At 69.6% G+C, this 12,157-nt stretch carries 15 protein-coding genes; 11 read left to right on the forward strand and 4 right to left on the reverse strand.

Translation table 11 applies throughout. The features are described 5' to 3' along the window. Positions 1–85 precede the first annotated feature (85 nt). Entirely contained in the window at positions 86–409 is a 324-nt protein-coding gene (locus D451_RS28150) for a hypothetical protein (RefSeq protein WP_152472751.1), read from the reverse strand. Between the two features lie 138 nt (positions 410–547). On the opposite strand from D451_RS28150, the gene D451_RS27755 reads away from it, so the two are divergent. Further along, positions 548–823 carry a hypothetical protein gene (locus D451_RS27755; RefSeq protein ID WP_152472753.1) on the forward strand — a complete coding sequence of 92 codons (276 nt, stop codon included), beginning with the start codon at positions 548–550 and terminating at the stop codon, positions 821–823. 49 nt (positions 824–872) lie between these two features. Here D451_RS27755 and D451_RS0101440 read toward each other — a convergent pair whose 3' ends face one another. Further along, a complete protein-coding gene (locus tag D451_RS0101440) occupies positions 873–2,099 on the reverse strand; it encodes an FAD-dependent oxidoreductase (protein ID WP_026124736.1) in 1,227 nt (408 codons plus the stop codon). 525 nt (positions 2,100–2,624) lie between these two features. Here D451_RS0101440 and D451_RS0101445 point away from each other — a divergent pair. The 6 genes from D451_RS0101445 to D451_RS0101470 are packed head-to-tail and all read left to right on the forward strand — an operon-like array spanning position 2,625 to position 7,944. Further along, positions 2,625–4,049, forward strand: coding sequence for a sensor histidine kinase (locus tag D451_RS0101445; RefSeq protein ID WP_017533149.1), 1,425 nt, complete (start codon positions 2,625–2,627; stop codon positions 4,047–4,049). Further along, positions 4,050–4,460 (forward strand): roadblock/LC7 domain-containing protein, encoded by a 411-nt coding sequence (locus D451_RS0101450; RefSeq protein ID WP_017533150.1) that lies wholly within the window; start codon positions 4,050–4,052, stop codon positions 4,458–4,460. After that, on the forward strand, positions 4,457–4,825 hold the full coding sequence (locus D451_RS0101455) for a DUF742 domain-containing protein (protein ID WP_014911206.1): 369 nt from the start codon (positions 4,457–4,459) through the stop codon (positions 4,823–4,825). Before D451_RS0101450 ends, D451_RS0101455 begins: the two co-directional genes overlap by 4 nt. A 28-nt stretch (positions 4,826–4,853) precedes the next feature. Beyond that, complete coding sequence (locus D451_RS0101460; protein ID WP_326337464.1) at positions 4,854–5,405, forward strand: GTP-binding protein; 552 nt, start codon at positions 4,854–4,856, stop codon at positions 5,403–5,405. Next, positions 5,402–6,706 (forward strand): cytochrome P450 family protein, encoded by a 1,305-nt coding sequence (locus tag D451_RS0101465; RefSeq protein ID WP_017533152.1) that lies wholly within the window; start codon positions 5,402–5,404, stop codon positions 6,704–6,706. The genes D451_RS0101460 and D451_RS0101465 overlap by 4 nt, the downstream gene beginning before the upstream one ends. Then, positions 6,697–7,944, forward strand: coding sequence for a cytochrome P450 (locus D451_RS0101470; protein ID WP_017533153.1), 1,248 nt, complete (start codon positions 6,697–6,699; stop codon positions 7,942–7,944). Before D451_RS0101465 ends, D451_RS0101470 begins: the two co-directional genes overlap by 10 nt. 55 nt (positions 7,945–7,999) lie before the next feature. Here the strand turns inward: D451_RS0101470 and fdhA are convergent, their stop codons facing one another. Continuing rightward, the gene (gene fdhA, locus D451_RS0101475; RefSeq protein WP_017533154.1) at positions 8,000–9,220 is read right to left on the reverse strand and encodes a formaldehyde dehydrogenase, glutathione-independent; all 1,221 of its coding nucleotides are present in this window, start codon (positions 9,218–9,220) and stop codon (positions 8,000–8,002) included. A gap of 171 nt (positions 9,221–9,391) precedes the next feature. Between fdhA and D451_RS0101480 the strand changes: the two genes are divergently transcribed. Both D451_RS0101480 and D451_RS0101485 read left to right on the forward strand, forming a co-directional pair. Next, positions 9,392–10,219: a class I SAM-dependent methyltransferase gene (locus tag D451_RS0101480; RefSeq protein WP_017533155.1), complete on the forward strand. Its 828-nt coding sequence runs from the start codon at positions 9,392–9,394 to the stop codon at positions 10,217–10,219. Positions 10,220–10,275: 56 nt separating this feature from the next. Then, positions 10,276–10,782 (forward strand): GNAT family N-acetyltransferase, encoded by a 507-nt coding sequence (locus D451_RS0101485; RefSeq protein WP_036567643.1) that lies wholly within the window; start codon positions 10,276–10,278, stop codon positions 10,780–10,782. A gap of 19 nt (positions 10,783–10,801) precedes the next feature. Here the strand turns inward: D451_RS0101485 and D451_RS0101490 are convergent, their stop codons facing one another. After that, entirely contained in the window at positions 10,802–10,996 is a 195-nt protein-coding gene (locus D451_RS0101490) for a DUF1918 domain-containing protein (protein ID WP_017533157.1), read from the reverse strand. Positions 10,997–11,125: 129 nt separating this feature from the next. Here D451_RS0101490 and D451_RS0101495 point away from each other — a divergent pair, with 129 nt between their 5' ends. Beyond that, the gene (locus D451_RS0101495; RefSeq protein ID WP_017533158.1) at positions 11,126–11,326 is read left to right on the forward strand and encodes a hypothetical protein; all 201 of its coding nucleotides are present in this window, start codon (positions 11,126–11,128) and stop codon (positions 11,324–11,326) included. A gap of 93 nt (positions 11,327–11,419) precedes the next feature. Then, positions 11,420–12,154 (forward strand): DsbA family protein, encoded by a 735-nt coding sequence (locus tag D451_RS0101500; RefSeq protein ID WP_017533159.1) that lies wholly within the window; start codon positions 11,420–11,422, stop codon positions 12,152–12,154. Positions 12,155–12,157: the final 3 nt, after the last annotated feature.

A 12,157-nucleotide genomic window follows, 5' to 3' on the forward strand; every position in this document is an offset into this window, starting at 1 on the left:
TCTCCGCTATGCGTCCAGGTGGGGGCCCGCCTCCGTCCTGGGCATGATGGCCAGACGGGCCCCGCCCCTCCCGAGAGCCAGGGGATCACAGACCCCGCAGGATCTCCGCGGGCACCTCGATGACCGTTTCATGCTCGGGAGTGGGCATCGAGTCAACCGTAGCGCCTTGCACGAGGAATGTCCCCTTGTCGGTGCGGAACACCTTGGGGCAGCCCCCGTTTTCGCAGCCTCTAATCTGCTTCACCTGCATGGTCTCTTTCCTTTCCAGGCGTGGAGGGTAACTGATGATTAGAGAAGCATAGTTCTCTTGAGGTTTCAACGTTTTCCACATGTTGGCAGGTAGAAGACTTGTAGAGTACATACTGAAGGGTCGATATTCGATTCTTACGTTTACATCGATGTTGTTCATGTGATACCTGTGACCTACACCGGGGGGTGTTCCATGGGTGCTGTGGAGAGGTGGCTCGACCCGAGAGGCGATCCATCTCGGCAGGTCAGACGTTTTCTGGCCGAGAAACTGGGGCCCGGAGGGGAGGACTCGATCTGGTTGACGAGTCGGGTTGCCGAGGAGGTGGCCGGCTCGGGGGGAGTTCCCTGGAAGGTGGGCATGCGCAGAAGAGGGAGATGCGTACTGACCTGCCTGGACTATCGGCTGCCCTGGTCGGGAGGGGTCGGGAGCGGACCGGTGTTGTCCTCGGGGCTGATCCTCCTCCTCACCAGGAGCACCGGCCGGTGGCGCCACTCGGACCATCCGCGTAAGGGCGTACGAACCCTGTGGTTGGAGATGGAGCTGGAGGGGCTCCGTTCCGAGTCGGCCGCGTGAACGGGCCCGTCGTCCGGCGTCTTCGTGCGGACGACGGGCCCCGCGCGGGTCAGCGCATCGCGGCCGCGGGCGGGCGTTCTCGAAGGGCCCCGTAGCCGAGGAAGTAGGCCGGAACGCGGCGGGCCCAGGGCAGGTGTTCGACCACGCGCAACGGAGCGGGCGGTTCCGTCGAACGCAGGTCGAGGCGTCCTTCCAGCGCGGGCAGGATCACCCTGCGGTGCGCCACGCGCTGGAAGCCCTGCACCAGGACCGTGACGGGCTGTCGCCGTCGCTGGACCGCCGCCACGTCGTCCCTGGTGACCCGGCCGCGGCGTAGCGGTGCCTGGAGGTGGCGGGCGGTGGCGACCGCGTCCTGGATCGCCAGGTTGATGCCGATCCCGCCCACCGGCGACATCGCGTGCGCGGCGTCGCCGATGCACAGCAGGCCGGGGGTGTGCCAGCGGCGCAACCGGTCCACGCGTACGTTCAGCAGCTTCACGTCGTCCCAGTCGGCCACCAGGGAGCGCCCCTCCAACCAGGGGAACTGTCGCACGAGGGTCTCGTTGAACTCCTCCAGCGGGTGCGAGCGGTTCCGGGAGTCGGTGCCCTTGGGGATGATCGCCGCCGCCTGGTAGTAGTCGCCCCGGTCGATGAGGAGGCTGAACCTCCCCTCGCTCATCCGTCCGATGCCGCCGTCGGGGTCGTCGTCGTGGCGGGGCAGTCGGAACCACTGCACGTCCATCGGTGCGGAGAAGTCCCGTAGGCCCAGTCCGGAGAGCCCGCGCGCCAGGGAGTCGCGGCCGTCGCAGGCCACGGTGATGGTCGCGCGTATCTCGCCGGTCTCCCCGTCGCGGGTCCGGTAACGCACCCCGTTGATCCGGCCGCCCTCCTCGATGAAGGAGGTCGCCTCGGTGTTCATGCGCAGGGTGAAGCCGGGCTCTTCGGCCGCGGCCCCGGCCAGGAGGTCGAGCAGGTCCCACTGGGGGACCATCGCGATGTGGTCGTACGGGGCGGGCAGCTGGGTGAAGTCGGCCAGGGTGACCCAGCGGTCCTCGACGCCGACCGGGAGCCGGGCGCGGTCCAGCCGTCGTTGGGGCAGGCGCGAGAACTCCTCGGAGAGGCCGAGTTCGTCCAGCAGACGGAGGGTCGAGGGGTGCACGGTGTCGCCGCGGAAGTCCCGAAGGAAGTCGCGGTGCTTCTCCAACACGGTCACTTCGACGCCGCATCGGGCCAAGAGCAGGCCGAGCACGATCCCGGCCGGTCCTCCTCCGATCACGCAGCAGGTCGTCCGGGTCATGAGATCACCTCGACTGTGATCGACGGGTTCCGGATCTCCAACGTACAGAGCGTGGTGGTCGGTGTACAGGAGGCCGAGGCCCTCCCGCGGGGCCCGTGGGCCTCTGGTCGCGTCCTTTGAAGAGGAGACGGTGTCGATTCTTCTTGAACAAGACGAATCAGACTTTCCTAACGCGGGCTCGGAGAGCCTCGCCAAGAATTTTCAGGAAGTTCCACTGCGCTCGTGAGCAGTATGGGACTGCTGTGAACAGTGAGAATGCCGTCCCGCGTTGGGGGAACAAGGGTTGAAAACGCCCTCGGGAGATCCTTCTCCCGTTTGAGGTGGTCTCCACGGTGGCAAAATGACCAGCCGTAGGCGTCCTCGCCCGGGAATCACCCCTGATCGACCGCACCGACCCCTTCCCGCCCCTCCGCCCGGACCCTTCCCCGCCCCGGACCGACGCCCCAGGGTCCTTCGACGTCCTCCCCCGGCCGGTCCTCGACGTGAAACGACCAGCGCATGTTGTTGACAGACACAACGGTTCCAGTGGAACCCGACCCCGCACAGATCTGGACGTGGGTTCTGGCGGTGAGCACCCTCGTGCTCTCGGTCGTGGCGGTCCGCTCGCTCCTTCGTGAACGCCGGGCCCGTCGGGAGGCCGCGGAGGCGGCGCTCCGCGACGAGCGGCTGATCCAGGAGGCGCGTTCGGTCGCCGCCCACGCCGAGGCGCGGGCCGACCGGTTGCGGGCGGAGCTGTCCCGACGCGACAACGTCGGCAAGGTCGTGACCGAGGACGTGTTCCCCCTGGTGACCAGGCGGATCCGGGAGGGCGCCTCGGCCCAGACGGTCATGGCCGAGCTCGACGGCTCGGAGGGCACCGACCCGCTCGCCCGACCTCTCATCGAGTCGGTCACCGACACCCTCTGGCGGGGGCACCAGCAGCGTCGGCGGCTTCTCAGCGTGGTCAAGGGCTGCGCGGCCCGAGCCCGTGCCGGGGTCTCCCAGCTCCGCGCCGACGTGCAGGAACGTAGCGGCCGTTATTGGAGGACCCTCGACTCCCACGGCACGGGGGAGCAGGTACGCGAGGACTTCATGGTGATGGAGGCCGGTCTCTCCCGTTTGGAGATGCTCATCCAGCGTCTGCTCACCGTGGCCGAGGCCGACCGGATCGGCCGTAACTGGACCCAGCCTCTGCGCATCGAGCGTCTGGTGCGCGCGGCGGTCGGCAGTGTCCCCGAGTTCGCCCGGGTCCAGATGCACATGCCCAACACCCCGATCGTGGTCGAGGGGCGGGCCGTCAACTCGATCATCCAGATCCTGGCCGAACTGGTCGACAACGCCACCTCCTTCTCCGCGCCCTCCGAGGCCGTGGTGGTGCACTTCGAGAACACCGCGATGCGGCTCGGCGTGCACATCGACGACAGCGGCCTGGCCATGACCGAGGAGCAGCTCGCCGAGGTGCGCCGTCGCCTCGACCCGAACCGTCCTCCGGACATCGCCGAACTGTCCGCCAACCAGCTCGGTCTGCTCGTGGTCCGCAGGGCCGCCGACCCGCTGGACATCCGGGTGGACCTCTCCCCGTCGCCGCGCGGCGGCACGAGGGCGACCGTGTGGATCCCGCGCAAGGGTCTGCTGCGCACCGACGAGGCGGCCGTGGGGGCGAGCGCCCCGGCCCTCTCGACGGGCACCCTCACCGCGGTGCCCTCGTCCCGGGTCCCGACCCCCGTCGGCGCCCCGCTCGCCGCGCTCCAGGACTCGTCACTCCCCGTCGACGACGCCGAGGACGACGAGGAACGCCCCCGATACCTGCCCAGACGACGTCGTGGCGCGACCCTCCCCGAGGAGACGGCCGCCCCCAGAACCGTCGAGCCGCCGAAGGACCGCGCGGCCACCAGTCTTCGCATCGCCCAGTGGCACGCCCACACACGGCCGACCTCGAAACCCGTCGCAGAGAATCGTGAGGACTCCTGAATGCAGACCAACCTGACCTGGCTCATGGACAAACTGCGCGAGCTGCCCGGGGTGCGCCACGTGCTCCTGCTGTCCACCGACGGTCTGGTCCGTTCCGCCGACAGCACTCTGGAGCGTGACGAGGCCGACGGTCTGGCCGCCTCCGCCTGTGGGCTTCTCGCCACGGGCGGGCAGGTCAACGCGGTGTTCGGCATCGAGGACCCGGTCCGCACCGTCGCGGTGGATCTGGACCCGCACCACCTGCTGGTGATGGGCGCCGGTTCGGGGTCGGCCCTGGCGGTGCTCGCCGACCTGTCGAGCCCCTCGGCCGACCTGGGAGTGGTCGCCACGGAGATGGGACGTCTGGTGGAACGTCTTCCCGAACAGCTCGCCACGCCCAGCCGTCACGTCGACGAGGCGGGGGCCCCGTGATAGATCCCGACGTGCCCGACGGCCTGTTCATGGTGGTCGGTGGGCGCAGCGGCACCACACTTCGGCTGGATCCCTTCGCCCTGGTGGTGACCGAACGCGCCGACACCTCGGGGTTGTCCCTGGAACAGGCCGACATCGTGCGGATCTGTGACCGTCCGATCGCCCCGGCCGAGCTCGGCGCGCGGCTGGGGATCCCGTTGGGGGCGGTCACGATCCTGCTGGCAGACCTCGTCGACCAGGGGTACATCGCGATCCGTTCCGCCGACCGTCCCGCGAAGCGCGCGGCGTCGGGGTTCGCGTCCCCGGCCGATGACCGTCGACTCTTGGAGAAACTGCGTGTTGGGCTCATCAACCTCCCCGTATGAACCGTTGGCGCCGTCCGCGACGATCTCGATGAAGATCCTCGTCACCGGTGGTTTCGGCGTGGGCAAGACCACGTTGGTGGGGTCGATCAGCGAGATCACGCCGCTGACCACCGAAGCCGAGATGACCCAGGCGGGTGCCGGGGTGGACGAGGGGCTGGAACTCCGGCCGGACAAGACGACCACCACGGTCGCCTTCGACTTCGGTCGGATCAGCATCGACGAGCAGATCGTCCTCTACCTGTTCGGCGCACCGGGGCAGAAGCGTTTCCACGCCCTGTGGGAACGCCTCTGCGAGGGTGCCGTGGGCGCGATCGTGCTCGTCGACACCCGTGACGTGGAGGGGTCGTTCGCCGCGTTGGACCGGGTCGAACGGGCCGGTCTGCCCTACCTCGTCGCGCACAACCCCTTCGGGGACGAGGCCGAGCGTTGGAGTCTGGAGGAGATCCGCGCCAGCCTGGACATCGACGCCGGTACGCCGTTGCTGCGCTGCGACGCCCGCGACCCGGGGCAGGTGCGCACGACCCTGGCCGAGCTGGTCGCGCACCGGCAACGTCTGCTGGAACAGGAGCCGGTGGGATGAGCGCCCCCGACACCGAGGTCGAACGTCCGGAGGTCTCGATCCCCCTGCCGGAGACGCATCGGGACGCGATGCGGCTGGGCGACGAGGGCTATCGACGCGACTCGCCCGCCCTGTTCGCCGAGCTGCGTCGCCGACACGGGCCGGTGGCGCCCGTCCTGTTGGCCTGGGACGTGCCGGCCTGGCTGGTGATGGGCTACTCCGAGCTGCTCCAGGTCACCTCCGACCCCGACCTGTTCGCGCGCTCCTTCCGCCGCTGGAACCTGTTCGACGATCTGCCCCCCGAGTGGCCGATGTGGCCGTTGATCGGTGGCGGGTTCGCGTCGGAGGCGATGCTGTACACGGAAGGGGAGGAGCATCGGCGCCGTTCGGTGGTGTTCGCCGAGGCGCTCTCCCGGATCGACCAGTGGGAGTTCGAGGAGTTCTGTCAGCGGGCCTCGCACCGGCTGATCGAGGAGTTCGCCCAGGACGGCGAGGTCGAGTTGATCTCCGCCTACGCCCAACGGCTGCCCGTGCTGGCGTTGGGCTGGATGGTGGGCGTCCCCGAGGAGTACCACGACGACCTGGTCACCGGCTTCCTTCAGCTGATGGGCGCGGGCGGCGACCCCATCGAGGGGATGGCGCGGGTCGGCGCCATCTGCGATCGGCTCGCCGAGCGCGCCATGAAGGAGCCCGGCCCCTACGTCGCCTCCCACCTGGCGCACAGCGGGCTCGGCCTTACGCACGGTCAGCTCAGCGCGGACATCTTCATCACCATCATCGCCGGGCACCAGACCTGCGCGGGCTGGATCGGCAACACCATCAGGCTGATGTTGACCGACCAGGCCCACACCAACGCCCTCACCCGCGGCCGACGTTCGGTGACCGAGGCCGCCCGCGAGGTCCTCAAGGACGACACCCCGACGCAGATCTTCGCGGGACGCTGGGCGACCCGGACGACCCAACTGGCCGGGACCACCATCCAGGGTGGGGACATGGTGCTGCTGGGGCTGGCCGCCTCCCACCAGGACCCGCTGTTCCGGCCGCCCGGCCGTCCCAGGGAGCGACACCACAGCCGCGCCTACCTGTCGTTCTCGCACGGCCCCCACGGATGTCCCCACATGGCCCGGGCCATGGCCGAGATCATCACGGTCGGTGGGATCGAGACCCTGCTCACCCACCTGCCCGACCTGCATCTGGCCGTTCCCGCGGACCGGTTGCGCTGGCAGCCCCAGGTCCTCATAAGGGCCCTGGAGACGCTTCCGGTCACCTTCACCCCGCCCACCATCTCCACCGACCCCCTGGGAGACTCACTGTGGCTCTGACCCTGTCCGGACCGATCCACCACCTCGATCCCCTCAGCCCGAACCTGCACGAGGACGCCGCGAGGATGCGCGCGCACGGTCCGATCGTCCCGGTCGAACTGCCCGGCGGCGTGGTGATGTGGGCGGTCACCGGTGACGAGGCCGGACGTAACGTCCTCAAGGACTCCGACCGTTTCGCCAAGAGCCCCTCGTACTGGAAGGCGCTCCAGAACGGCGAGCTCCCGAAGGACTGGCCGCTGTTGAGCCTGGCGGCCCCCGCCGGCAACGCCATCACCGTCGTCGACGGCCCCGAGCACCGGAAACTGCGCCGCCCCCTGTCCCAGGCCTTGACCGCCCGCCGGGTCGAGGCGCTCACCCCGGTGGTCGCCGCCCTGGTGGAGCGGCTCCTGGACGACCTGGAGCGGGCCGCCGACAAGGCCGAGGGCGGCGTGGTCGACTTCCGCTCGCTGTTCGCCTGGCCGCTGCCGATGGGCGTCATCGGCCACCTGCTCGGAGTCGACGAGGCCGACCACGACGAACTGGGCCGGCTGTACACCGCCCTGTTCGACGACACCCTGGGCGACGGGCGCGACGCCGAACTGAGCCTGCACTCCTGGCTCGACGAGCACGTGTCCCGGCTGGAGCGCGAGCCCGGCGACGACATGATCAGCGCGATGCTCGCCCTGCCCCCCGAGGACCGGCTTCCCCGCGAGGACCTGGTCGTGACCATGTACGTGGTGCTGGCGGCCGGCCACGAGACCACCACACACCTGCTGGTCAACGCCGTGCGCGCGCTCAGTACCCGGCCCGAACAGCGCGACCTCCTGCTGTCCGGCGAGGTCCCGTGGGAGAACCTGGTGGAGGAGACGATGCGCTGGGACTCGCCCACCGCCAACTTCTTCACCCGTTTCGCCACCGAGGACATCGACGGCGCCGACGTCCACCCCGCCGCCGAGGGCGTGCGCATCGCCGAGGGCGACCCGGTGTTCATCTCCTACATCTCGATGGGGCGCGACCCCGAGCGCTACGGTCCGACCGCGGGCGCCTTCGACGTCCGTCGCGGTGAGACGCACACGAGCTTCGGCTACGGCGCGCACTTCTGCATCGGCTCGCCCCTGGCCCGCCTGGAGGGCCGGATCGCGCTGGAGCGGATCTTCTCCCGCTGGCCCGACCTGGAGGTCGTGGGCGACGTGCCGCGCTCCCCGTCGATCGTGGTCAACTCGCACACCCGTCTCGACGTGCGGCTGCGGCCCGCCTGATCCGCACTTCGGATGAGCCGCCCCACCACCGTGGGGCGGCTCTCCATCCGCCCGCTCAGCCGGTGCCGAGGTAGCCGTTGGGGTCGAGCACGTACTTGCTCGCCGCCCCCTGATCGAAGGACCGGTAGCCCTCCGGGGCCTCCTCCAACGGGATCGCCACCGCGTTGACCGCCTCCGCGATGCGCACACGGTCGTTGAGGATCGCCATCATCAACTGCCGGTGGTACTTCATCACCGGGCACTGGCCCGTGTAGAAGGCGTGCGACTTCGACCAGCCCAGCCCGAAGCGGATCGACAGTGATCCCACCTTGGCGGCCTCGTCCACCGCGCGCGGGTCGCCGGTCACGTAGAGACCGGGGATACCGATGGCCCCACCGGCCTTGGTGACCTTCATGGCGTCGTTCAGGACGCTCGCCGGCGCCTCCTGCCCGGCCTTCTCTCCGGAGCCGTGCGCCTCGAAGCCGACCGCGTCCACCGCGTGGTCCACCACCGGGGTGCCCAGGATCTCCGCGATCAGGTCTCCGGGGTCCCCCTGGGAGATGTTCACCGTCTCGCAGCCGAACCGGCGCGCCTGGGCCAGCCTCTCCTCGTTGAGGTCGCCGACGATGACCACGGCCGCGCCCAACAACCTTGCGGAGGCGGCCGCCGCCAGGCCGACGGGGCCCGCGCCCGCCACGTACACGGTCGACCCCACGCCCACCCCGGCGCTCACACAGCCGTGGAAACCGGTGGGGAAGATGTCGGAGAGCATCGTCAGGTCCATGATCTTCTCCATGGCCCGATCCCGATCGGGGAACCTCAGCAGGTTCCAGTCGGCGTAGGGCACCAGAGCGTACTTCGCCTGGCCGCCGACCCAGCCGCCCATGTCCACGTAGCCGTAGGCCGAGCCGGGGCGGTCGGGGTTGACGTTCAGACAGATCTCGGTGCGCCGCGCCTTGCAGTTCGTACATCGCCCGCAGGAGATGTTGAACGGTACCGAGACCAGGTCGCCGACCTTCACGAACTCGACGTCCGGGCCGGTCTCGACCACCTCGCCGGTGATCTCGTGGCCCAGCACCAGTCCCTCCGGCGCGGTGGTGCGCCCGCGGACCATGTGCTGGTCGCTGCCGCAGATGTTGGTCGCGACGACCTTCAGGATCGCGCCGTGCGGGACCTTGCGCCCCACGTTGGCGGGGTTGACCCCAGGGCCGTCCTTGAGTTCGAACTCCGGATAGGAGATGTCCTGGACCTCGACCCGACCGGGGCCCTGGTAGACCACTCCTCTGTTGCCGGTCATCTTCCTTCCCACCTCTCTGCCGTCGGGCGGCGAGGATCGTCCTTCGTGGAACGCCCTGTTCGGAGGGCGTCCTCCTGTCGTTTCCGCTGGAAGAGGCGGCTAACCGGAGCGGGTCGAGGACCGGCGGAAAAGAGGTGGATACGGCCCGTCCGCGCTTGGTAGCTTCCCGGCATGTACACGCCCACCCCGGACGACTGGCTCTCCATCAACCGCGCCAACTGGGACGAGCGGGTCCCCCTGCACGTCGCGAGCGACTTCTACGATCTGGAGGGCTTCCGCGCCGGTGAGGACGCCCTGCGCGACTTCGAACGCGCCGAGGTCGGCGACGTCACGGGGAAGACCCTGCTGCACCTTCAGTGCCACATCGGTCTGGACACGCTCTCCTGGGCCCGGCACGGGGCATCACGCGTCGTGGGACTCGACTTCTCCGGACCCGCCGTGGAGGTCGCCCGAGGTCTGGCCGCCGAACTCGGTCTGCCCGAGGAGCGGGCGGCCTTCGTGCACGCCGACGTGCACGATGCGGCCGAGGCCGTACCGGAGCGGGGGTACGACATCGTCTACACGGGGGTCGGCGCCCTGTGCTGGCTGCCCGACATCCGACGGTGGGCCCGGACCGCCGCGTCGCTGGTCGCCCCCGGCGGGTTCCTGTACCTGGCGGAGTTCCACCCGCTCACCGACATCCTCGACGACGAGACCGGCTCGCGGATCGTGGACGACTACTTCGCCCGACAGGCCTGGGTGCAGGAGTCCGCCGGTACGTACGCGGACCTGGAGGCCAGGACCGAGAACAACCGCAACGTGCAGTGGCAGCATCCGATCGGCGAGGTGGTCTCCGCTCTGGCCGCCGAGGGGCTGCGTCTGGAGTTCCTCCACGAGTACGACGTCTCGCTGTTCCCGCGCTTCTCCTCCTTCGAGAGGTCGGCGGACGGGTACTACCGCTTCCCGGAGGGTCGGCCCCGGGTGCCCCTCATGTACTCTCTGCGCGCGAGCAGGACGTAGTCCGCGCGAGGGAAAACGCGTTGACGGTCGTTCGCGCGGGCGGCAGTGTGGCGCCCATGAGTATGCGATTTCCCCTGGTGGGCGAACGGATCCGGATCAGGCCCTTCGTGCCCGAGGATCGGGACGCCGCCCACGAGGTCTACGGCGACCCCGAGGTGATGCGTTACGTCGCCTACGGCAAGGCGGCCTCTCCCGAGGAGACCGCCGTGATGGTGGCCGACTACATCCGTCATCAGGAGGAGCACGGCTACGCCTTCTGGGCGGTGGAGGAGATCGCCACGGGCCGGCTCATCGGCGACGCCGGTTTCGAGGCCCGCGAGGTGGGCGCCGAGTTCGGCTACACCCTGGCACGCGACCGATGGGGGAGGGGCCTGGCCACCGAGGCGGGCCGCCTGTGCGTGGCGGCGGCCTTCGACGAGCTGTCCCTTCCCCTGCTCACGGGGGTGGTGGACCCGGCCAACCCCGCTTCGGCGCGGGTCCTGGAGAAGCTGGGCTTCACCCCGGTGGGCGAGCGCGAGGCCTACGGGCGCCCGCACCGGGAGTACCTGCTCCGGGCCCCCTGAGTCGCCGGGGCCGGCCCGGTCAGTCCTCGGGCTCCCGGGGCCGGACCACGGTCTCGGGGCCCGGGTAGATGAGCCGTTCCTCACCATCGGGGAAGCGCACCAGGTAGGGCGGCCCGTCGTCGGCCCCGCGCACCTCGATGATCTCGGCCTCGTGCCCTCCCTCGACGCTGGTCACCCCGTGGGTGAGCAGACGGTCTCCGATGGACGCTCGCATGTGACCCTCCCGTGTCGACGGCCGGCCTCCCCCGGACCGGTCACAGTCGGGGTGGTACCCGGAGCGGGATCCGGACGAACCCGCACCACCCGGATCCACCTGGGGCGACGGCGGATCTAGGATGTTCGGGTGAACAAGGTCGCCCCGGTCATCGCGTTCGTCGCCTTCATGCTCGTCTTCGCCCTCACCAGATCCCCGGTCCGGGACTTCCTGGAGTCCTGGGTGGAACTGGAGGGCGTCGTCCTCGGGCCGGCGTCGCTGGTCTCCTCCGGTGCTCTGGCCGCGCTCGTGGCCGGTGCCATCCTGTACGCCACCCGACTCTTCGAATAGCCCTCCCTCCCCCGGGAACGGGTGCGTCGAAGACGCCTCCGGGGTGCGTAGAGTGGCCTCTGTCCGGCACGCAGACGGGGGGACGACGCAGGCATGCCGAAGGATGGCGGGAAAAAGGGGATCTCCCCACTGCTTCTGGGGGGTGCGGTCCTCACCGCCCTCGTCATCGCGGTGGTCGTGGGGATCAGGCTCGAAGGCGGCGACGCCGACGAGGAGTCGCCGACCGAGATCGCCTCGACGGTGGACCACATCGACCCCGAACAGCGGGAGTGGGGTCAGGCCCTGGCCCGTCGCGACGCCGACGACCCCATGGCGCTCGGAGAGGCCGACGCCCCCGTGGTGCTGGTCGCCTACTCCGACTTCGCCTGCCCCTACTGCGCCAAGTGGGCCCAGGAGACCCAGCCCGAACTGGTCGAACGCTACGTCGAGTCGGGCGACCTGCGGATCGAATGGCGCGAGTTCCCCTACCTGGGCGAGTTGTCGCAGACCCTGTCGGTGGGCGCGGTCGCCGCCGGCGAGCAGGAGGCGTTCTGGGAGTACCAGGAGGCGGTCTTCGAGCGTCAGGAGGAGATCAAGTCCTCCGACGACCCCGACGGGATCCTCGACGAGATCGTCGAGGGGTTGGGCTTGGACGCCGACCGCTTCCATGAGGCCATGGAGGCGGACCGGAGCGGGATCGCGGTGGGCCACGACTTCGTCGAGGGGCAGCAGATCGGCGTGAGCGCCACCCCGGCCTTCATCGTCAACGGTGATCCCATCATGGGCGCACTGCCGCTGGACGTGTTCGTGCGCAGCGTCGACACCGCGCTCGCCGTCGCCGAGGAGTGACCG

The sequence above is a fragment of the Nocardiopsis alba DSM 43377 genome, from assembly GCF_000341225.1.
Classification (GTDB): domain Bacteria; phylum Actinomycetota; class Actinomycetes; order Streptosporangiales; family Streptosporangiaceae; genus Nocardiopsis; species Nocardiopsis alba.